The sequence below is a fragment of the Gleimia sp. 6138-11-ORH1 genome, from assembly GCF_024814355.1.
GTDB lineage: Bacteria > Actinomycetota > Actinomycetes > Actinomycetales > Actinomycetaceae > Gleimia.
This window is the reverse complement of sequence record NZ_JANUXV010000006.1, coordinates 68524-89897: the sequence shown is the minus strand read 5'-3', so window position 1 is coordinate 89897 and position 21374 is coordinate 68524. Positions and strand designations below refer to the sequence as shown.

Here is a 21374-nt window from a genome sequence, read left to right as displayed (position 1 = left end):
GGTTGCGTGGCTATTTTTGGGGGTCACTTTCCCCTCCCCTATTATAGGCAGTTTCCGAGGGCGGTGAGAACACCCCACGTTTAGGATAGGTGAAATCTTGAACGAAAAATCCTCGGCATATTTATGCCGAGGATTTTTGAAATTCTAACCAGATAGGTTAAATCACTTAGCAACAGCCTTCTTCAAGGTGGAGCCAGCGGAGATCTTTACGCCGAAGCCAGCTGGAATGTTAATCTGTTCGCCAGTTTGTGGGTTGCGGCCGGTGCGTGCTGCACGTTCTACGCGTTCTACTGAGAACAGGCCGGTTACCTTAACGGTTTCGCCAGCTGCTAGGGATTCGATCAGTACTTCCTGGAATGCTGCCAGTGCTGCGTCTGCCTGTACCTTGGTTAGGTTTGCTTTGTCAGCAATTGCGGCTACAAGCTGAGTGCGATTTACGGACATTTTGGATCCTTCCTATCGGAATTATATTAGGGGTGATCGATGATCAACCTTCCCACTAAACTACTTTCAGCAGTTTGCTTCCCGCAGTTGTAGTAGTTCGCATTTGATTATCTTCAAAAGTAAATATAATGTGTTTTCCCTGAAAAATCACCCTTTAACGACGAAAAACACAAAATTTCTTAAAAAATAACATTATTTTACGTGCTTTAATGACATGTCGCACTGAAAAAACGTCTGCGGTATGGTTGAAGAAAACGAATTGGATTAATTGGTTTTAAGAAAGAAGTAATAATGACTCGTAAAACTACAAACTTAGATGCGATTGCGGAAGAATTCGTAAAACAAATAATTGAACTCAGCCCCGATATGCGAGTTTCTTTAGGATTACGTGCCGGTAAGCAAGGTTTTGAGGACTTCTCTCCCGCGGGCGCACTGCGTTACCACCAGTTGATTAAAGAAACGCTTGAGAAAGTTTCTGCTTGCGAAACTGTCGATAGCGTTGATGAAGTAACTAAAGCAGCTATGCTTTTTGATTTTCGTATGGCAATAGAATCCTACGAAAACAACGACCATTTGGGCGACTTAAATAATATCGCCAGCCCCCTGCAGGGGATTCGTGATGGCTTTGACCTGATGCCAACTGCCACTGCAGCTGACTGGCAGGATATCTACTATCGGATGGCAGCTGTCCCAACGGCTTACGCCGGTTATAAAGAAAGCCTCATTGCGGGAGCTGAACTGGATTTACTTCCTACCCGCGTGCAGTTACGTGCCGCCTTGAAAGATTTAGCAGCTACAGCTAATGAGGCTAATCCATTTGCTCGAATGCAGGAAGAATACGCTGCGTGGGCGTCCTCGGAAACAGGAAAATCAGCTGAGTTGCCAACAGATTTTGCAACCAAATTTGCAGCTGCCGTCACGGACGCCACCCAGGCAGCCAGCGACTTCGCCAGCTGGTTAGAAGCAGAGTTTACTTCCCGCGCTAAAAATGACGACCGCGTGGGGGCCGACCGCTACCGCCGCGCCTCAGCTACATTCTTAGGGGCCTACATTGACACGGACGCCACCTATGAGTGGGCAAAAGCTGAACTCCAGCGGATTCACGCTGAGCAAGTCCAGATTGCTGAGGATCTTTTCGGAGCTGGCACCGGAGTTTTCGAAGCTATGCGGAAGTTAGATGATGACCCGAAATACCAAGTTCTCGGCACCGACGGGTTAAAGAAGTGGATGCAAGAAACCTCCGATCAGGCGATGGAAGACTTAGCAAACGTGCATTTCACGGTGAAACCCCAGATGCGAGCTTTGGAATGTATGATTTCTCCTACCGGTTCCGGCGGGATCTATTACACGGGACCATCGGATGATTTCTCTCGCCCGGGACGCATGTGGTGGGCCTGCCCACCAGATCAGGAAATTTTCCACACCTGGCAGGAAAAAACCACCGTCTACCACGAGGGTATGCCTGGACACCACATGCAGGTTTCTTTAGCAACCGCGGCAAAAGAGGAACTGAACTCTTGGCGCCGCAACTTCTGCTGGTATTCTGGCCACGGTGAAGGCTGGGCGCTTTACGCAGAAGACCTGATGGATAAGCTAGGTTACATGCAAGACCCCGCCGACCGAATGGGAATGTTGGATGCGCAGCGTTTACGAGCTGCCCGCGTGATTATTGATATTGGCTGCCACACTGGGAAAGAGTTACCCGGCTGGGATTATTTAGCCAGCGTGGGGATCAGCCAAGAGGCTTATGAAGCATCTTTAGCGAAAAGTCCTTTTGCTGATTTAGGGGATACTTCCGCAGCTGAAAACGAATGGGATCGCAACCACGTGTGGGCATTTATGAATAATAATGTGGCGATGGCTGAAGGTTTCTTAGTTTTTGAGGTGACTCGCTACCTGGGGTGGCCCGGACAGGCTTCTTCTTACAAGGTGGGGCAAAAGCAGTGGGAAGAAATCCGTGATTCTTTCCAAGCAGCCCACCCTGAGAAATCTTTGAAAGAATTCCACGATCAGGCTCTGCTATTGGGCGGTTTGCCCTTAGAAGTGCTTCATACGGCGTTAAAGTAGGTGTCTCATGTCCGCCAGTTGGTTAAATCCGGAATTGGATATTCCTCTTTCGTTTACTCGCCCCGCGCCCAGCACTGTTTTCGTGTTAGCTTCGGCTTCATCGGGCCGAGCAGGAACTTTGCGTCGCGCTGGGATTGAGCCACTAATCAGAGTTTCTCAAGTTGACGAGGACGCTGTTTTAGCTAAGTTTGAAGAGGTTTCTTCCGCCGAGGACGCTGCTGAGAAAGTCACCGCTTTAGCGCAGGCTAAATTAGCGGACGTTGTAGCTGGTTTAGACATCACCGAAATTTTAGAGTTCGCTGCCGCACAGCAAATGCCACTCCCCAGTAAAGTAGTGGTTGTTGGCTGTGATTCAATGTTGGATGTAGCCGGTGAGCTGGTGGGTAAACCACATACCCCGCAGGTGGCTTATACCCGGATAAAGCAGCTTTCTGGATCGCGGGTGCGGCTCTTTACCGGGCATGCGATGACCCTTTTATCAGTATTACCTGTCGCGGGAGCTACTGAGCGCCCACAGTATCGTCTGCAAGTAGAAGATACCTTATCGCAGTGTGAAAGTACTGAAATTGAGTTTACTCATTTAACAGACGATGAGATTACTGCCTATATCGCCACCGGTGAGCCGCTTTTTGTAGCTGGTTCATTCACGATAGATGGTTTAGGCGGTTCTTTCATTCGCGGGGTGAAAGGCGATCCTCATTCAGTAGTGGGGATTTCACTTCCCCTACTACGTTCTTTAGCTACACAACTAGAGGTGGCTTGGCCAACCCTCTGGAATAAAGCCCATACTGTGGATTAAAGCCTACGCGGCAAAGACATAGTCTCTAATAATTTAGTTTGGGGGCACTCAGTGAGTGCCCCCAAACTTAAAATCCTATTTTTAGTTAGAAGCTGAATCTTCCAACTATTCTTATAACAGTTTCGGATTGTTCTTTGGTTAATCTTGATTTTGCGGTTCTAATCCCGCGATCATTTCATCATCAAAATCTTGTACTCCCAAGCGTTGTGCTCCCCCGGGAGAACCCAGATCTTTGAAGAAGTCTACGTTCGCACGGTAGTAATCTGACCATTCTTCAGGCAGATCGTCTTCGTAGAAAATAGCTTCCGTAGGGCAAACTGGTTCGCACGCGCCACAGTCAACACACTCTTCAGGGTGGATATATAGGGAACGTTGCCCTTCGTAAATACAGTCTACGGGGCATTCGTCTACACAGGCGCGGTCCTTCACATCCACACATGGTTGTGCGATAACGTAAGTCATTTCAAGGCTCCTGATCGGATTTTCAGTTTATTGCGCTGGCTTTTATAAACTGCCAGTTCGCATTGGGCAAAGTTCTCTATTATTATCCCACTATGGGCACACAATCGAAACCTGAGCACCCGCAAGATGAGAATTTAGAGACTACCACCACTGTCCAACAACAGCTTCCCTGGTTGGACTGGCAAGTTGGTGAACGAGTTGTAATTCGCTACCGGCTAAAAGACGGTCGCCACGACGCCCTCGGACACCTGCTGGAAGTAGCCCCCACCCACGTAACAGTGAATACGCGACGGGGAATAGTCAAAGTCCTTGCCGAAACAATGGTAACTGGCAAGAGAGTTCCCGAAGCGCCGTTTCCCGTACACTATCCAGGAACTCCCGCCAAGTTTATTTAGACCCAACCATTTTCAATCGCTTTGCGTTCTCGGCGGAGCCGCGCCGCAATCTTAAATCGTTCCTGCGCTGAAAGAATATTTTTACGGATTCTAATCGCTTCTGGGGTAACCTCCACGCACTCATCTTCAGCAGCAAACTCTAAAGATTCTTCTAAGGTAAGTTTGCGCGGTGGAATCAGCCCTTCAAAGTTATCCGCAGATGAGGCGCGCATATTAGTTTGTTTCTTTTCACGGGTTAGATTTACATCCATATCCTCATTGCGAGGGTTTTCTCCCACAATCTGTCCCTCGTAAACTTCAGATCCCGCTTCAACAATGAATGAGCCTCGTTCTTGTAGGTTAATCATCGCGTAGGGGGTAGCTGGGCCGGGACGGTCGGCAACTAAAGATCCGGTGGTTCGAGAAACAATCTCTCCCTGCCAAGGTTCATAGCCAGCCGCTAAAGATGAAGCAATTCCGGTCCCGCGAGTTTCAGTGAGGAACTTAGAACGGAAACCAATTAGCCCACGGGCAGGCACGGTGAACTCTAACCGAACCCAACCAGTACCGTGGTTAGCCATTGATTCCATACGCCCCTTACGAGCCGCTAAAAGCTGCGTCACCTGCCCCAAATACTCTTCAGGAACGTCTACGGTTAGCTTTTCCATCGGCTCACACTTTACGCCGTCGATTTCTTTAACCACTACCTGTGGTTTCCCTACGGTAAGTTCAAAACCTTCACGACGCATTTGTTCAACTAAAATCGCTAAAGCCAGTTCCCCGCGGCCCTGCACCTCCCAAGCATCAGGACGTTCAGTGGGTAATACTCGTAGAGAGACGTTACCGATTAGTTCCCTATCTAACCGTTCTTTTACCTGCCGCGCAGTCACTTTAGAACCACGGACTCGACCAGCCATAGGAGAAGTGTTAATCCCAATCGTCATAGAGATTGCCGGATCATCAACTGTAATCATCGGAAGTGGGCGCGGATCCTCAACATCTACCAAAGATTCCCCAATGGTAATCTCGGGAATACCAGCCACAGCTACAATATCACCAGCGGAAGCAACCTCAGCGGGGACTCGTTCCAAGCCTTCAGTAATTAACAGTTCGGTAATCCGCACGTTAGCCAGTTGCCCGTCAGCACGCGACCAAGCAACCGTCTGGCCTTTACGAAGTTCCCCATTGTGAATCCGCAGTAAAGCAATCCGACCCAGGAAAGGAGAAGCATCCAAGTTAGTTACGTGAGCTTGCAGCGGAGCCCCTTCTTCATAAGTTGGACCAGGAATCTTATTTAACAAAGTTTCAAAAAGTGGTTCTAAGTCTTCACTGGGAACTTCCCCAAATGGAGGACATTCTAAAGAAGACTTCCCCAGCTTAGCTGAGGCGTAGATAATAGGAACATCCAACATAGCGTCAATGTCTACATCAACGCCCTCGGTAACTAAATCTTCTGCCAAAGAAAGTAGCAGGTCAGTTGTTTCTGAAACAACTTCGTCAATCCGCTGGTCAGGGCGATCAACTTTATTAACAACCACTACAACGGGTAGTTTTGCCTGCAGGGCTTTTCGCAACACGAAACGAGTTTGCGGCAATGGGCCTTCTGCCGCATCTACTAGCAAAAGTACCCCATCAACCATGGACAAGCCACGTTCAACTTCTCCGCCGAAGTCAGCGTGTCCTGGAGTATCGATCACGTTAATAGTGATCCCGTCTGCTAAGCCTAGTGCCTGGGCAGCTGGGCCTCGATAGTGTACCGCGGTATTCTTAGCGAGGATAGTGATACCTTTTTCGCGTTCTAAGTCGCCCGAGTCCATCACTCTTTCGCCGCGTTTTTCAACAGAATCATGAGCTGAGAAGGCTCCTGACTGCCAGAGCATTGCATCCACTAAGGTGGTTTTGCCGTGGTCTACGTGGGCAACGATCGCAACATTTCTAATATCTTTACGTGTAGGCATACTTCTCCCGCTCTATTTTTCTTAACTCATTAAGAATAATCCCGCCAGCACCTAGATTTATAGTTGTAACGTTGCGAAATTCAACACGTTACGCGGGTTGTTAGGGTTCTTAGGAAGGATTAGGGCAGACTAATATCATGCATCCTACGTTAAAAATATACTCACTTTTCTCTCGCGTGGCTTTCTTGGGAGCTTTTTTTCTGGCGCTTTTTATCAGTGGTCTACTCTTCTTTATTGATGGTTGGCCTGCAGTTAAAGCCCTTCCCTTTATTGCTTTTATTCTGTGGCTGTTCTACTTGCTTTGGTGGTCCCCTCTTTTGGTAGTTACTACTAAGAATCTGGTAGCTTTCAACGTGTGGCGTACCATTCAGATTCCTTGGAGTACTTTTCAGGGTGCAAAGCTACATTTGGGAACTATTCTTGAAACCACAGCTGGCCCGTTCCGTCTTTCCACGGCACAACCTAAAAACCGCATGTCTGAACTGCGCCATCCGGGACTTGACCCAGTACCACATATTGATTTTTCAGCTTCGGAAGTATCAGTACACCTGCATGCGCAACAACTGGTAGAAGTTTTAACGCAGTGGCGGCTTTTACATGATGAGCACGAAAAATTAGCGAAAATAGTCCCTGGTTATGCAGAAAAAGCGCAGATTAGAGTTTCAAGTGAGGCGATTTTGCCTGACGGGTCTGATTTTGTTACTGATTCAGATCAGGTCAAAGTTACGATTCGCTGGTCTCATGTGGGAATCACTCTTGGGTTAATCTGCTTGATGTTTTATAGTTGGCTTTACTAGTTTTCGTTTCATTTGCGCACCTAGGATTTAGTTAATCTTTGACATTGTGCTTCCGTATTTGGATTTTTAGACGCATATTAAGAGGGGGTTGCACAGCTTAACTGTGCAACCCCCTCTTGACTACCTGTATTTAGTTAGTCAGAAGTTAGCTTTGCTTACTTAACGTAACCAACGTTTTCGTAAACTGCGGTGCGGTTTCCGAAAGCACCGAAGTTAGCTAGATTCTGCGGAACTGCGGTGAATTCCATACGACGGTAGATTGGGAGAGTCATTACTTCGTCCCAGATGATCTTATCAACTTCGTTTACGTATTCAATACGCTTTGCCTTATCCAGTTCTACGTCAGCCTTGGCACGCAGTTCTTCGATCTTATCGTTACATACGCCAGAGAAGTTTGAATCGGACTTGCAACCGTAGATCTGACCGATGTTATTCATTGGGTATGGGGTACCAACCCAGGTGAAAGCAATCACGCCGAAGGAACGGTCGCTCAGAACATTTCCGAATTCTGATGATGGAGCGTTCTTGAATACTACGTTCACACCAATCTTTTCCATGTCAGCTTGGAACAGTTTACCTTCGTTTTCAGAGGTAACTACACCGGTGAGCATTAAGTATTCGACCTTTAGCTCTTCGCCGTCCTTGGTACGGAACTTCTTACCATCTTCAAGCTTCCAACCCATTTCGTCCAATTCTTTCTTGGCACGTTCTGGATCGTACTTGTAGTCGCCAGAGTTATCCTGGTAGCCTTCCTGGCCAGGCATGAAGAAGTGGTTACCAAGCATTAGCTTCGCAGGTTCTACTGGCAGACCTACCAAGTCAGATTCTGCAATGGCTTCGCGGTTGATACCACGCACCAGGGTCTGGCGAAGTTTCTGATCAGAGAGCAGACCGGACTTGGAGTTCCAAGTGAAGTGACGCCACTGTGGGGAACCTGCGGTACGGATCTGGTGGTCAGGACGCTGCTTTGCTTTATTTAGCTGTTCAGCGGTAACCAGGGTGCTTGCTACGTCGGTTTCGCTGTTACCGAATGCGGAAGCTACCAAGTCACCTTCGAGCACGTGGAATTCAACGCTATCGAGTTTAGCGGTTTCGCCCCACCAGTTAGGGTTACGCTTGAGGTAAACACGCTGAGTGGACTTATCTACACGATCTAAGGTGAATGGGCCGGCTAGCCAGTCGGCATTCACAGCATCTGCCTGAGCATTCTTAAATACTTCTGGGTCAGAGATAGAATCTTTGTTGTATGCACCGGAAAGAACAGCGGTCCAGTCTGGGTAAGCGCTCTTGAAGGTAACTACAACTTCAAATTCGTCTGCACCTTTTTCAACTTTTTCAATCTGGTCATAACCATCGGGGGAAGCACAGTCGTATGCTTCGTTTTCACCGTTACATACCTTAGCGGTGGCTGCGTAGTCTTCCCAAGTAATTGGGTCACCGTTATTCCACTTCGCATTTGGGTTTAGCTTCAGGGTAACTACCTGAGGAGTTACACCGGGATCGGTAATGGTGTAGGATTCCAGGAAGGTCTTATTTGGAGTTGCCACGGCTGCTTCATCAAGAATGAAGTTGCCTGGGGACATCCATGCCAGGATCCTACGGGTATCATTGTGATTACCGTTCGCATGCATTCCGTTCCACTGAGTAGGGAAGCTACTAATCCCAATGCGCAGGGTGCCGCCGTCTTGAAGTTCGTCACGTTCTTTAGGGTTGATATCGGACAGGTTTGGCGCGTCTACGGCGTTTTCTGCCAGGTTGCCGCCACATGCGGACAAACCGAGCATTGCAACTGCTGCAACGGCTACGAGTGCTTTAGCTGATCGCTGCACTGTCTACCTCCTAGGTTTTCTTTTTTAGGTAACCTTCGGAATCTACGTACTAAAAGAGATTCCGACGTTGCTATCTACTCTAGCGTAAAGAAAACGTAAAAGAGAAATCAAAATAAAGAAATCTCAGTTCTGTTTATCTAATCTTTATAAAAGGTCTCAAATGATGAGAAAAGATAACGAATCCTTAACGCCTCAAAAAGCAGCAAAAATTATCCATCTAAAGAGCTTAAACGCAAGAAAATGGGGCCTCTCACTTACAATGAGAGGCCCCGTAAAAAGTCTAGAAAACTGTAATCACTTCAGGATAGTGACAAGCATTCTTAGAATCTACTCCCGGATTAGAAACTTGCAAATCAGGCATAGACTCTAGACAAGCAGCCTGCTGTTCCCCAGAAAGAGTTAAGAACTTCTGGCAACGAGTCCGGAAACGACAGCCCGAGGGAGGATTTGCAGGTGATGGCAAGTCACCTTGGAGAATAATCCGCTTGCGGGTGCGTTCCTTTTCCGGATCAGGAATCGGAATCGCAGACAAAAGCGCCTGCGTGTAAGGGTGGCGAGGACGGTCAAAGACCTCTTCCACATCACCGATTTCTACAATGCGACCTAAATACATTACTGCAACGCGATCAGCAATGTGACGCACAACAGAAAGATCGTGAGCTACGAACAGGTAGGAAAGACCCAGCTTTGCACGCAGTTCCTCAAGCAAATTAATTACCCCGGCCTGAATGGAAACGTCCAACGCGGAAACAGGTTCATCCAAAACCAGCAGTTTAGGTTGTAGTGCCAGAGCACGGGCAATCCCAATACGCTGACGCTGCCCACCAGAGAAGTGACGAGGATAACGGTTCAAGTGAGAAGGTTCCAAACCAACTAACTTAATCAGCTCAGTCACGCGCCCCTGGATATATTCCTTATTAAAACCGTTATACTTCAACGGTTCTGCAATAATTTCAAAAATCGGCAAACGAGGATCCAAAGACGCCATGGGGTCCTGGAAAACCACCTGCAGATCCTGGCGGATAAGCTTCCGTTCAGACCGTTTCAAAGAGGCAGTATCTTTACCCAAAACAACAATCTTGCCGCCCTCGGGAGCCTTCAAGTCAAGGATTTCTAACAAGGTAGTAGTCTTACCACAACCTGATTCACCCACCAGCGCAAGAGTCTCACCAGCGCGAATATCCAAAGAAATACCATCCACCGCGTGAACTGTACCCACCCGTCGCTTAAAGATGGCACCCTTTACCAACGGGAAGTACTTCTTTAATCCATCAACCTGGAGGACTTCTTCACGCTTCAAACGATCGGGATCCAAAGTCGATTCAGAAATTAGCTCAGGAATCGGATAAATATCCTTATAGGTGAGTTTCTTCTCAACAATGTCAACAGCTCGTTTACAAGCTACGCGGTGCTCATCCACGTCTTTACGGGGATTTTCTTCCAATAACGTTTCCGGAGAAAATACCAGATCAGGTTCTCCGTCCAAACATGCGTCCACCGCCAAAGGACAACGAGGTGCAAACGGACAACCGGTGGGTTTCTTCAACATGGAAGGTGGGTTACCTTCCACCGGAGCCAAAGCCTCATTGGAAGACATATCGGGGCGAGGCAAAGACCCTAAAAGCCCGATCGTGTAAGGCATAGTAGAACGATAGAAAACGTCATCTACAGGACCAGATTCAACACAACGACCAGCGTACATAACTGCAACGCGGTCTGCCATGCCAGCGACTACCCCCAAATCGTGGGTAATCATAATTACAGCAGCCCCGGTTTCACGTTGCGCCGTCTTTAATACTTCCAAAATCTGCGCCTGAATAGTCACATCCAACGCAGTGGTGGGTTCGTCAGCAATAATCAAGTCAGGATTATTTGCGATTGCCATTGCAATCATGGCGCGCTGACGCATACCGCCAGAAAATTCGTGAGGGAAAGCCTTCACACGAATCTCAGGGTTAGGGATCCCCACGATCCCCAAAAGCTCTACAGCGCGAGCGTAAGCAGCTTCCTTACTAAGCTTCTGGTGAATCTGCAGGGCTTCAACCAGCTGATCACCAATGGTGTAAACCGGAGTCAGCGCCGAAAGTGGATCTTGGAACACCATAGAAAGTTTGATGCCACGAACTTTAGACATCCAGTTATCGTTTTTACCAAGCAGTTCCACGCCGTGAAGTTTCACGGAACCAGATATGGAAGCCGACTCATCCAAAAGCCCCATGATAGCCATGGAAGTTACTGACTTACCAGAACCGGATTCACCAACGATACCCAGAACTTCACCGGCATTAACCTTAAAGTTAACCCCGCGAACTGCATGAACTTTACCATCTTCGGAAGGGAAAGTAACCTTTAGATCCTTCACTTCCAGAACTGGGACTCCCTCAGTCCGTTCAGGCAACTCAAATGATACAGATTCGTCTACTTTATTTTTTTTGCTCATGCTTTGCCTCCGGACTTAGATGATGGATCGAGAGCATCCCGCAAACCATCACCAATAAAGTTTACGAAAACCAAGGATAGGGTCAGTAGCAGTGCCGGTGCTAAGAAGATCCAAGGCGAAGTAGTTGTTAAAGACTGCCCTTCCGAAATCAACACACCCAAAGAAGTATTTGGAGCTTGCACGCCGAAGCCGAAGTAAGACAGAGTAGTTTCCCCCATCACTGCAGCTACGAAGCCCAAAGCAGCGTCAATAATCAAATAGGAAGCAACGTTAGGAATAATGTGGCGCGTGATGATTACATATGATGGCACCGACATGTACCGAGCCGCCGTAACATAATCCAATCCCTTAACAGTCATTGTCAAAGAACGAATCACACGAGCAGAAAGCATCCAGCCAAAGGCAGAAAGAAGCAGGATGAAAACCCAAATAGAACCTCTGGCTGCCCCGGCGCGCTGAGAAATAGTTGCAATCAGCAAGAACGACGGAACTACCAGCAAAAGGTCAATAAACCACAAGATCACTTTATCGATAACTTTACCAAAGTAAGCGGCAGTGGAACCGATAATCGCAGCCAAAGTAGTTTGGATCAAAGAAACAGAAATACCGATAATCAAGGATTGACGCAGACCCTGTACGGTTAGAGCAAATACGTCACGCCCACCCTGGGTAGTTCCAAAAAAGTGCTTCGCAGAAGGACCTTTCAAGAAAGAAGTATTATCTACCTCCGTGTAATCCCACGGGCTGAGGATTGGCCCTAAAATCGCTAACATCACGACAGCTAAGAAACCGAAAAGACCAATCTTAGCAGTAGCCGAACGGAAGAAACGACGCCGCACCAACGCCCCACGGCTTAAGTGAGTATCAACATTTCTTTCTTCAGTAGCTTCAGCAACTTCTGCGGAAGTAGTTTTGTTATCAGCCATCAGTCACCTCAGCTCACACGAACGCGTGGATCAACCACAACAATCAAAATATCGGACAAAAGCGCACCCGTCAAAGTAGAAACCCCTGAGAATGCAACCACTGCTGCGGTGGCATTAATATCCTGACCGATAATCGAACTTACTGAATAACGTCCTAAACCGTGCCAGCCATAAACAGTTTCCGTAATAGTTGCACCCAAGAATAGGCCAGCAACTGCGAAAGCGAAGAAAGTAGCCATAGGCACCATCGAAGTACGCAAAGCGTGGCGGGTAACTGCCTTAGATTTACGCAAGCCCTTTGCGCGGGCAGTACGCACGTAGTCAGCACCCAAAGTATCCAACATCAAGTTGCGCTGGTAACGAGAATATGAGGCAATCCCGGTTAGGGACATAGCTAAGGTAGGAAGCAAAAGGTGCTGCGCGCGGTCAACAATCCAAGCACCCGGATAGTTACCAATCTGCCCAGTCTCACCAATGTACTCAAAGAAGTTCGTGCCAGTAGCCAAGTTAAACTGGGTGGCACCAATCTGCAATAAAGTAGCGGTAACTACCACTGGGGTAGAAAGCAGGATCAACGCAACAATAGTAACCGTCCGGTCAATCCAAGTATGCTGCTTAGTTGCAGTCCATGCACCTACTGTTACGCCACCAATCATGCCCACAAAAGAACCGATAACAATAAGACGGACAGATACCCACATACGGCGTGACACTTCTGCATTCACGAATGAGCCTGTTGGGCCGCGACCCCAATCCCATTCCGTGAAAATACTGGTTAGCCAGTTAATGTAACGCTCAGTAATCGGAATAGTGTCCGAAATATTATAGGAAATCAGGGTACGTTCAATCGCAGCCCAGTCCAAAGACGGGTTAGTAATGTCGTACGCATGCTTAGGATTCATCGAAAACGATGCAAGCAAGTACGCGAAAGACACCGCGACGAAAAGGAGGAGCAGATAGTTTGCTAGCCTCCGAGCTAAGTAGTAGAACATGGTTGTACCTCATGTGTTTTCACCAGCGGCAAGCCGATAGTAAAAGCCACGTTTCTTTACATTCTGAATTCAGAACCCTACTGAAAGATAACCCAACAGTAGAATTCACACTATCTTTTGACTTTAGTCTAATAATCCCGGTTGTAAAAATCGTTTTCCCAGATTGTGGTATTTTTCAACTTGACCAAGAGTTTACCAAAACAGCTTTTCTCCTAGATTTTCTACATTTTCAGGAAACTCTCAGAAATAAATGTGGCATATGACGCATTCTCTAATTCGCTTACGTTTCCGCAAGAAATCAACACACTTAAACAGAATTAGGAAAGCCCCAACTCAGTTTTCTCCACCAAACAAAAACCAAAAACATCTTACAAACAAACTTGCAACCCCCAAGAAAAAGTCATATATTGAATCCATGCAAACGCACAACAACACTTACTTCTGGTGGATCGCCTAAGGGCGGTCTTAGTTGTGCACCAAAAACCGCCCCCGTTCAGGAGGCGTTTTTTATTGTCCTGGGCGGGTACCCTAAGGAGAAAAATGAACACCCACTCCCCCGCCCTCGAAAACCTACCGGCAGATAACCAACTTTCCTCAACAAACCAAACTACGCCACCCACCCAAACCAGTGACTTCACCTACGATGCAGACGCAACTGGTAACTTCGGCACCTACGGTGGCTCATATCTGCCAGACTTCCTGGTAGCCCCCATCGCAGAAGTTGCTGCCGCCTACGAAGAAGCGCGAAACGACCCGGCTTTTCTCTCCCAATACCGCGAACTTTTACAAACCTACGTGGGGCGCCCCACCTTGCTATACCAAGCCGAAAACTTAACTGAATACGTGCGCTCACAAACCAAAACTGGCCACGGAGCCAGAATCTTCCTTAAACGCGAAGACCTAAACCACTCTGGCGCCCACAAAATCAACCACTGCTTAGGCGAAGCCCTCTTAGCGAAACGCATGGGTAAACGCAAACTAATCGCAGAAACCGGTGCCGGCCAACACGGAGTAGCCCTGGCCACCGCCGCCGCCTTGCTGGGCCTAGAATGCGAAATCCACATGGGACGAATCGACGTGGAAAAACAACACGCCAACGTAATGCGCATGAAACTACTCGGCGCACAGGTAGTAATCGTAGACGCAGGCGGTAAATCGCTGAAAGAAGCCGTAGACTCAGCCTTCGCAAAATACGCAGAGAACTACCACGAAATGTTCTTCGCAATCGGATCCGTAGTTGGCCCCCACCCCTACCCCACAATGGTTCGAGACTTCCAAAAAATTATTGGAGAAGAAGCTCGCCAACAGCACCTAAAAATGGAAAATCGCCTACCAGACGCAATAGTAGCCTGCGTAGGCGGTGGCTCTAACGCAATGGGACTATTCAACGCATTCCTAGCTGACCCAGTAGACATCTACGGTGTAGAACCAGCCGGCAAAGGATTAGAAACCAAAGAACACGCCGCCACCCTAACGCTGGGAACTGACGGTGTCTTACACGGAATGCGAACCCTGGTATTACAAGACGGAGACGAGCCAGCTGCCGTTCATTCAATCGCTTCAGGTTTAGACTACCCGGGGGTAGGGCCACAGCACGCTCACCTAGCAGCTGCGGGGCGCGTAAACTACGCTTCGGTAACTGACGCAGAAACTCTAACAGCTTTCCAAGACCTATGCCGTTTAGAGGGGATCATTCCCGCGTTAGAATCAGCGCACGCGATAGCCTTTGGCATGAAGCTAGCTGCCAGCTTAGAAAAAACCCAGACGATTATCGTGAATCTTTCTGGGCGGGGCGACAAAGACGTGGAATACGTTGGGCAGGTGCTGGGAATCTGATTTAACTTCCGTAGCAGGTTATCTACAGTTTTCCCGAGGGCGTTAAGGGGTGCGTCAAAGTGAAAATGGAGCTTTGGTAAACTAGTGGAGCTTTAGCGCACCCAAAATATTGAGGTTAATATGTTTAAGACGTAACCCCATCTACAGGACGTGTCGAAATTTTCCCATTTTTTCGACACGTCCCCATTTTATGGTTACGGCTTCGACATATGGGGTTAGACGCTATTAAGAGCTACCACATGCCTTAAATATAAAAAATAAAGTGCCCGAGGATTACCCTCGGGCACTTTCAAATATTAAACAGTTTTAGCGTTTACACGTTGAACTTAAACTCGACTACATCTCCGTCTACCATCACGTAGTCTTTTCCTTCTAAGCGGACTTTTCCGGCGGCTTTTGCTTCTGCCATGGAACCGGCGGCTACCAGGTCAGCGAAGGAAACAACTTCGGCTTTGATGAAGCCTCTTTGGAAGTCAGTGTGGATGACTCCGGCGGCCTGCGGCGCAGTCCAACCTTTGTGGATTGTCCAGGCGCGGGCTTCTTTTGGTCCGGCGGTTAGGTAGGTTTGTAGCCCGAGGGTATCGAATCCGACTCGTGCTAACTTGTCTAAACCGGCTTCTTCTTGCCCGGCTTCTGCTAGCATTTCCCGAGCTTCTTCTTCGGAAAGTTCCACCAGTTCTGATTCAAACTGTGCGTCTAGGAAGATTGCTTCTGCTGGGGCCACCAGGGCGCGCAGTTCGGCTTGCATTTCTTCGTCTTCTAAGCCGTCTTGGTCCATGTTGAAGACGTAGATGAATGGTTTAGCTGTCATCAGGTGGAAAGATTTGACGATTTCTGGGTCCAGGTTTTTACCGGCAACAGAGATCATTTCTCCGCGTTCGAGGATTTCCAGGACTTCCCGCGCTGTTTCTAAAACTGCTGGTTCGGCTTTTTTGGCGCGAACTTCCTTCTCTAGGCGGGGAATTTGGTTTTGCATTGTCTGCATGTCTGCCAAGATTAGTTCCGTGGCGATAGTTTCAATATCGTCCTTTGGGGATACTTTTCCGTCCACGTGTACTACGTCTGGGTCGCGGAAAGCGCGGGTTACTTGGCAGATTGCGTCTGCTTCGCGGATGTTGGCGAGGAATTTATTTCCCAGGCCTTCTCCTTCTGACGCTCCCCGGACAATGCCGGCAATGTCTACGAAAGATACGGTTGCGGGGAGGATTCGTTCAGAGCCGAAGATTTCCGCTAGGGTGTTTAGGCGCGGGTCTGGCAGGGGGACTACCCCAATGTTGGGTTCGATTGTTGCGAACGGGTAGTTCGCTGCCAGGACAGTTGCGCGAGTTAATGCGTTAAAGAGCGTGGACTTGCCTACGTTGGGCAGTCCCGCGATACCAATAGTTAGAGCCACGCTTTCCAGTTTAGTTGATAAGTTGCGGTTTCTTAATTATTCCCGAGGGCGGAATTGATTACATTTAGATTATTTTTAGGTCTTTGGAGTTTACCTCTGGGATTATGTCAGTGGGGGCTGATAGTTTTTTAGTATGTATGAGGTATCTATTTTTGTAAGTGTTTTACTGGCGTTACTTGCTTTAGTTTGTGGTTTGTTCCTGGGCTTTATTGCGGGATTACGTTATCGGCAGAGTTCCGTTTCTGCTGATAATTCGCAGTCTCATGTGGCTTTAACCACGCAGTTAAGTTCCCAGTTGCGACCACTTCATGATTCGCTTACTTCTCTTTCTGGGAAAGTACAGCAGTTTGAGGTTAATCAAAGAGAGAATCTGGCGGGGCTTCGTTCGCAGCTTAAAGCCTCTCAGCTGGTGGATCAGCAGATTTTAGAAACTACTTTGGGTTTAGATTCCGCGTTGCGCAATACTTCTAAGCGTGGTTCTTGGGGGGAGGCTTCTTTGCGCCGAGTTTTAGAGCTTTCCGGTTTAACTAAGCAGATTGATTTTTTGGAGCAAGTTCCTTTAGAAAATGAGCTTGGGAAAGTTGAGGGTATTCCTGACGCGATTGTGCATTTACCTAATCGGGCGGCGCTGATTATTGATTCTAAAGTTCCTTTAGATGCTTATTTGGAAGCTGAAGATTTCACGGATCCGCAGCAGCTACGTTTGCACGCGCAGGCGGTGCGTCGGCACGTGGCTACTTTAACTAAACGCGATTATCAACGGCAGTTGAGCACTGCGATTGATTCTGTAATCCTCTTTATGCCCTCTGAAGCTTTAGTGTCGGCTTCTTTCCAAGGTGACCCGACGGTGTTTGATCAGGCTCTGCAGCAGGGCGTAATCATTGTTGGTCCCAGTGGGTTAATGACTTTACTGCGTTCAGTGGGGCATTTGTGGAGCCGGCAAAGTCTTAATGAAGATGCTGCTGAAATTCTTAGATTGGGAACTATTTTAACGCAGCGTTTGGGGCGTTTAAGTACTTTGCTTACTTCTTTAGGGAAGCATCTGCAATCTGCCGTGGGTGCGTATAACGATGTGGTAGCGTCTTTTGAAAGCCGTTTCAAAACACCTCTGCGGGCGATTAGTGCTTTAGAAGCTAAAGTGTCCGCAGAAACTAAACCCGTGGACTTGGCTTTACGCCTGCCTCACTCGGAAGTTTCTGCGGACTCTTAAAAGATTTTATTCGCCGTGTAACGAATCTAGCATTTCACTGGTGCAACCGCATTGCAACTCCAGCCTTTCACCCGCGCAACCGCTCTACAGCTATAGCTTTTGCACAGGTACACCTATCTAACAGGTATGATCTGGGCCGGGCTGACGTTTACCTTTCGCGTCATCTCCGTGCGCATTTAACTCACTACGCAGATTACGAGGCAAGGCAAAAGTAATCGTTTCTGTAGTGGTGCGTACTTCCTCCACCTCAGGGAAACCTAAACCCTTTAACTTCTCAATCACTTCGCGCACTAAAATTTCCGGTACGGAAGCTCCCGAAGTAAGCCCCACAGTTTCCGCTTCAGCTACCCAGGCGGGGTCAAGCTCATTTGCCTTATCAATCCGGTAAGCTGCTCCCGCTCCCGCATCTAAAGCCACTTCCACTAACCGAACAGAATTAGATGAGTTAGCCGAACCAACCACAATCATCACATCTGCGTTCGGAGCAATAGTTTTCACTGCTTCTTGCCGGTTTTGCGTAGCATAACAAATATCATCTGAAGGAGGGTTATTCAGATCTGGGAAACGTTCGCGTAAACGATCAACAGTTTCCTTAGTTTCATCAACACTCAAGGTAGTTTGCGACAGCCAAACAATTTTTTCAGGGTCACGCACTTTAACTTTTTCAACTTCATCCGGAGTGCCCACAATCTGAATATGCTCAGGAGCTTCCCCGTAGGTGCCCTCAACTTCTTCATGCCCCTCGTGACCTACCAGCACAATGTCATAATCGGCTTTAGCAAACCTAACTGCCTCTTTATGCACTTTAGTTACCAGCGGGCAGGTAGCATCAATCGTCTGCAGGTTACGTTTCGCCGCTTCAGCGTGTACCGCCGGAGAAACACCATGAGCTGAAAAAACTACCCGCGCGCCCTCGGGAACCTGATCTGTTTCCTCTACGAAAATCGCACCCCGCTCAGTTAAAGTTTCCACCACGTAACGGTTGTGGACAATTTCTTTACGAACGTAAATCGGAGGACCGTATAAGTCTAAGGCTTTTTCTACCGCATCAACTGCACGATCAACCCCCGCACAGTATCCGCGCGGCGCCGCAAGCAAAATTTTCTTCAAAACAGTCCCTCATAACCAAATATCTACTATTGTCTTCCTACATACTAATCTATCTGCCTGAAAGCAGGTTTTCCCATCCAAATGCAGTTATTCCTATCCCAGTTTCTCTCACAAGTCGGTTTCTTCCCGAAAGGTAACTCAAAATATTCACAAAAATATGGCACTCTGAGAAGGTGAATATGCCAAGTTTCCAACCACCTCACCCGCCAACTGAAGGAAGTGGTACTCCCCCTGCATTACCGCGCCTAGCGCGAGAAACCACCAAAGAGCACCCCTGGCCACTGGCTAAACTCTCAGAGAACATTAAAATCTACATTGAAAAAATGTCTCCTCTATGGGTGGAAGCCCAAATCGTGCAGTTAGCTGACCGCGGGGCAACTAAAATGTCATTCCTCACTCTGCGTGACGTGGAACAAGACATGTCAATGGAAGTTTCTGCTTTTGGCAACGTCATTTCTGCTTCCGGCGCGCCCATCACCCCAGGCTCGCGCGTAGTTGCCTACGTTAAACCAACCTACTGGTTAAAATCTGGCAGGCTCGCCTTGCAGGCAAAAGAAATCCACCCCGTTGGTTTAGGCGACCTATTAGCACGTATTGAAAAATTACGCCAACAGCTACAAAGCGAAGGGCTTTTTGACGACACCCATAAAAAACCCCTCCCTTTTCTACCCCGCAAAATCGGTTTAATTTGTGGAAATAACGCTAAAGCTAAGGACGATGTTTTAGTTAATGCCACAGCCCGCTGGCCGGGAGCACAATTTGAAATCCGCGAAGTTTTAGTCCAAGGAACCGGTGCAGTTGCAGGCGTTTCAAAAGCGCTTGCGGAACTCGACGCACTGGCAGACGTGGAAGTGATTGTAATTGCGCGCGGGGGCGGCTCAGTTGAAGACCTCCTCCCCTTTTCCGATGAAACCCTGGTGCGCGCCGTTTTTGCCGCCCGCACTCCGGTAGTTTCCGCAATTGGGCATGAGGGGGACTCCCCGCTAATCGATTTAGTTGCCGATTACCGGGCTTCAACTCCTACGGACGCTGCTCGGCGGATAGTCCCCGACTTAGTTGCTGAAAATCAAGGTTTGACTAACGCCCTCCAGGAATTGAGACACCGCTTCCAAACGCGACTAAACACTGAAGCGCAACATCTGCAACTACTTTTAGAACGCCCCGTACTTACCACCCCGGCGGCGTCCTTGAAAACTCATTTTGAGAGCCTGGAAAATGCTCGTACGAAACTAAATCACGCGGTTTCTCTGCGTTTAACCCAAGCCCAAGCTGAACTAAACGCCGCGTTTTCCACCCTCAGAGCTATTTCCCCTCAAGCTACTTTAGAACGCGGCTACGCAATCATTAAAGCTCCTGGCAAAGGGGTGCTCACTGACGCAAGTAACGTGAAAAAAGGTGAAATTTTAGAAGCTCGTTTAGCGAAAGGCTCTATGATCGTCACCGTATTTGGTACTAATAAAACCGAACCTGACTCCAACGAATAAGGAAATATCATGCAAAATTCCCCAGAAGTAGCGACCTTAACCTACGAACAGGCCCGCGATGAACTAATCAACATTGTTCGCGCTTTAGAAACAGGGTCTGCCCCCTTAGAAGAAACCCTAAAAATGTGGGAAAGAGGCGAAGCCTTAGCGCAGCACTGCCAGCAGATCCTCCAAGCTGCGCAGCAGCGTCTGCACACGGCCACCCAAACTTCCCCTCAAAACTAACCCACCATAAACGTATTAACAATTTGAAAGCATTCACCTGACTTGGATTAGCCACTAAAATCGAAATAGTCTAATTCATAAAGAAAGAATGGTAAACCATGGCGAATGCGCGCGCTTTAATTCTAGGTGAAGCTCTCATCGACATAGTGATTCCCCCAACTGGTGAAATAAAGGAAATCCCCGGCGGATCCCCCGCCAATGTCGCCCTCACATTAGGACGCTTAAACCGAGAAGTTCAGCTGGTCACCTGGCTAGGCAAAGACGAACGTGGCAACGCCATTAACAACCATCTCAAAGCCTCCCAGGTAGATATCCACCCCGACTCTTTTAACGCGCCTCGCACCTCCACCGCCCAAGCCACCCTCAATGAAGCAGGAGCAGCCAGCTACCAGTTCGACCTCCAGTGGGAGCTTCCCACCCCACTTTTAGACAACTCGATTCTAGTTGCCCACTCGGGTTCAATCGCCACCACCTTAGAACCCGGAGGAACTCAAGTTTTAGAAACCCTGAAAAATGTGCGCAAATACGCGACCATCACCTATGATCCTAACGCGCGCCCCTCAATCATGGGAGATCCGGAAATAGCCTATGAAAAAGTCATAGAACTGGTCAAAACTGCCGACGTAATCAAAGTTTCCGACGAGGACATAGACTGGTTTACAGCCGGCGCCCCCTTCCCACAAATTGCCCGCGAATGGTGCAACCTGGGAGCCTCCCTAGTGATTGTCACCCGCGGTGAAAAAGGCTCCTCTGCCTACGGAAAATTCGGTTCCATCGACTACCCCGCGCAGAAAGTGACCGTGGCCGACACCGTCGGAGCAGGAGATTCTTTCATGGGTGCGGTGATTGACGCCCTGTGGAGCTTAAACCTGCTCGGCGCAGCAAAACGCGAAGACTTACAAAACATCACCAAAGAACAAGTAGATTTCGTGATGAAAAGAGCCGCGCAAGTTTCTGCCGTTACCGTCTCTCGCTCAGGTGCGAATCCTCCTTGGCTAAAAGAGCTCTAAAATTCCGAGGGCGTCACA

General features: G+C 48.4%; 18 protein-coding genes. 9 read left to right on the top strand and 9 right to left on the bottom strand.

The window, feature by feature from the left end:
- Positions 1-162: 162 nt before the first annotated feature.
- Complete coding sequence (locus NXS08_RS07145) at positions 163-444, bottom strand: HU family DNA-binding protein (RefSeq protein ID WP_259138910.1); 282 nt, start codon at positions 442-444, stop codon at positions 163-165.
- Between the two features lie 291 nt (positions 445-735).
- On the opposite strand from NXS08_RS07145, the gene NXS08_RS07140 reads away from it, so the two are divergent.
- Both NXS08_RS07140 and NXS08_RS07135 read left to right on the top strand, forming a co-directional pair.
- On the top strand, positions 736-2511 hold the full coding sequence (locus NXS08_RS07140; protein WP_259138907.1) for a DUF885 domain-containing protein: 1776 nt from the start codon (positions 736-738) through the stop codon (positions 2509-2511).
- Positions 2512-2518: 7 nt separating this feature from the next.
- Positions 2519-3310, top strand: coding sequence for a nucleoside triphosphate pyrophosphatase (locus NXS08_RS07135; RefSeq protein ID WP_259138904.1), 792 nt, complete (start codon positions 2519-2521; stop codon positions 3308-3310).
- A 138-nt stretch (positions 3311-3448) separates the two neighbouring features.
- Here the strand turns inward: NXS08_RS07135 and fdxA are convergent, their stop codons facing one another.
- Positions 3449-3772, bottom strand: a complete 324-nt coding sequence (gene fdxA, locus NXS08_RS07130) for a ferredoxin (RefSeq protein WP_259138902.1) — start codon at positions 3770-3772, stop codon at positions 3449-3451.
- A gap of 92 nt (positions 3773-3864) precedes the next feature.
- Here fdxA and NXS08_RS07125 point away from each other — a divergent pair, with 92 nt between their 5' ends.
- Positions 3865-4167, top strand: a complete 303-nt coding sequence (locus NXS08_RS07125) for a hypothetical protein (protein WP_259138900.1) — start codon at positions 3865-3867, stop codon at positions 4165-4167.
- Here the strand turns inward: NXS08_RS07125 and typA are convergent.
- A complete protein-coding gene (typA, locus tag NXS08_RS07120; RefSeq protein ID WP_259138898.1) occupies positions 4164-6104 on the bottom strand; it encodes a translational GTPase TypA in 1941 nt (646 codons plus the stop codon). The two genes, NXS08_RS07125 and typA, sit on opposite strands and share 4 nt — an antisense overlap.
- A 137-nt stretch (positions 6105-6241) precedes the next feature.
- Between typA and NXS08_RS07115 the strand changes: the two genes are divergently transcribed.
- On the top strand, positions 6242-6901 hold the full coding sequence (locus tag NXS08_RS07115) for a hypothetical protein (RefSeq protein WP_259138895.1): 660 nt from the start codon (positions 6242-6244) through the stop codon (positions 6899-6901).
- A gap of 155 nt (positions 6902-7056) precedes the next feature.
- On the opposite strand, the gene NXS08_RS07110 is transcribed toward NXS08_RS07115, so the two are convergent.
- From NXS08_RS07110 to NXS08_RS07095, 4 genes are all read right to left on the bottom strand, one after another.
- Positions 7057-8730 (bottom strand): ABC transporter family substrate-binding protein, encoded by a 1674-nt coding sequence (locus NXS08_RS07110; RefSeq protein ID WP_259138892.1) that lies wholly within the window; start codon positions 8728-8730, stop codon positions 7057-7059.
- 280 nt (positions 8731-9010) lie between these two features.
- Complete coding sequence (locus tag NXS08_RS07105; protein ID WP_259138889.1) at positions 9011-11170, bottom strand: dipeptide ABC transporter ATP-binding protein; 2160 nt, start codon at positions 11168-11170, stop codon at positions 9011-9013.
- On the bottom strand, positions 11167-12096 hold the full coding sequence (locus tag NXS08_RS07100) for an ABC transporter permease (protein WP_259138886.1): 930 nt from the start codon (positions 12094-12096) through the stop codon (positions 11167-11169). The genes NXS08_RS07105 and NXS08_RS07100 overlap by 4 nt, the downstream gene beginning before the upstream one ends.
- An 8-nt stretch (positions 12097-12104) precedes the next feature.
- Positions 12105-13088 carry an ABC transporter permease gene (locus NXS08_RS07095; RefSeq protein ID WP_259138884.1) on the bottom strand — a complete coding sequence of 328 codons (984 nt, stop codon included), beginning with the start codon at positions 13086-13088 and terminating at the stop codon, positions 12105-12107.
- Between the two features lie 540 nt (positions 13089-13628).
- On the opposite strand from NXS08_RS07095, the gene trpB reads away from it, so the two are divergent.
- Entirely contained in the window at positions 13629-14924 is a 1296-nt protein-coding gene (gene trpB / locus NXS08_RS07090; RefSeq protein ID WP_259138882.1) for a tryptophan synthase subunit beta, read from the top strand.
- A 313-nt stretch (positions 14925-15237) separates the two neighbouring features.
- On the opposite strand, the gene ychF is transcribed toward trpB, so the two are convergent.
- Entirely contained in the window at positions 15238-16317 is a 1080-nt protein-coding gene (gene ychF / locus NXS08_RS07085; RefSeq protein WP_259138881.1) for a redox-regulated ATPase YchF, read from the bottom strand.
- 133 nt (positions 16318-16450) lie between these two features.
- On the opposite strand from ychF, the gene NXS08_RS07080 reads away from it, so the two are divergent.
- Positions 16451-17527, top strand: coding sequence for a DNA recombination protein RmuC (locus NXS08_RS07080; RefSeq protein ID WP_259138879.1), 1077 nt, complete (start codon positions 16451-16453; stop codon positions 17525-17527).
- Between the two features lie 117 nt (positions 17528-17644).
- Here the strand turns inward: NXS08_RS07080 and NXS08_RS07075 are convergent, their stop codons facing one another.
- Positions 17645-18637 carry a 4-hydroxy-3-methylbut-2-enyl diphosphate reductase gene (locus NXS08_RS07075; RefSeq protein ID WP_259138878.1) on the bottom strand — a complete coding sequence of 331 codons (993 nt, stop codon included), beginning with the start codon at positions 18635-18637 and terminating at the stop codon, positions 17645-17647.
- Between the two features lie 179 nt (positions 18638-18816).
- Between NXS08_RS07075 and xseA the strand changes: the two genes are divergently transcribed.
- The 3 genes from xseA to NXS08_RS07060 all read left to right on the top strand — a co-directional run bounded on the left by xseA (position 18817) and on the right by NXS08_RS07060 (position 21356).
- Positions 18817-20121: an exodeoxyribonuclease VII large subunit gene (gene xseA / locus NXS08_RS07070; protein WP_259138941.1), complete on the top strand. Its 1305-nt coding sequence runs from the start codon at positions 18817-18819 to the stop codon at positions 20119-20121.
- A 9-nt stretch (positions 20122-20130) separates the two neighbouring features.
- Positions 20131-20346, top strand: coding sequence for an exodeoxyribonuclease VII small subunit (locus tag NXS08_RS07065; RefSeq protein WP_259138876.1), 216 nt, complete (start codon positions 20131-20133; stop codon positions 20344-20346).
- A gap of 98 nt (positions 20347-20444) precedes the next feature.
- Positions 20445-21356 carry a carbohydrate kinase gene (locus NXS08_RS07060; protein WP_259138875.1) on the top strand — a complete coding sequence of 304 codons (912 nt, stop codon included), beginning with the start codon at positions 20445-20447 and terminating at the stop codon, positions 21354-21356.
- Positions 21357-21374 lie beyond the last annotated feature (18 nt).